At 41.9% G+C, this 681-nt stretch carries 1 rRNA gene; it reads right to left on the reverse strand.

Annotated features, from left to right (window positions below):
* Window positions 1-294, reverse strand: a 16S ribosomal RNA gene (locus HW561_RS23365); the annotation flags it as partial.
* Window positions 295-681 lie beyond the last annotated feature (387 nt).

Below are 681 nucleotides of genomic sequence, written 5' to 3' on the forward strand. Positions count from 1 at the left end.
GATCGTCGCCTTGGGGAGCCATTACCTCACCAACTGTCTAATCCCACCTGGGCATATCCTGAAGCGAGAGGCCCGAAGGTCCCCCTCTTTGGTCCGTAGACGTTATGCGGTATTAGCTATCGTTTCCAATAGTTATCCCCCACATCAGGGCAATTTCCCAGGCATTACTCACCCGTCCGCCGCTCGACGCCGTTATCGTTCCCCGAAGGTTCAGACAACTCGTTTCCGCTCGACTTGCATGTGTTAGGCCTGCCGCCAGCGTTCAATCTGAGCCATGATCAAACTCTTCAATTAAAGTTTTTTTGTTCCTAAGAACGGCTCAATGAATACTGACTTCAAAACTCTTTCTTTATAAATAAAGAAGTAATTTTAAAGCTATTATCGTTCCAACAGAACGATAATGAATTGACTGTGCTCTTATTGGTTTTCACTTTTGAAAAAGTAAAACAAAACAGCTCAAGGCTGAATTCCAATTTGATTTTGGTCACTCAGTTCATTGATAAATCTTTTCGATTATCATCAACGAGTGCCCACACAGATTGATAGGTTTAAATTGTTAAAGAGCGTTGCTTTCCGTGTCGTAACACGTGAGCAGGAGGCGTATATTACGCTTTCTACTTTGAAAGTCAACATAAAATTCTGAATTAAATTCAAAACCTTATGGTAACTTCTTTCATTCAG

This window comes from Ruegeria haliotis (assembly GCF_013377785.1).
In the GTDB taxonomy this organism is placed as follows: Bacteria; Pseudomonadota; Alphaproteobacteria; order Rhodobacterales; family Rhodobacteraceae; genus Ruegeria; species Ruegeria haliotis.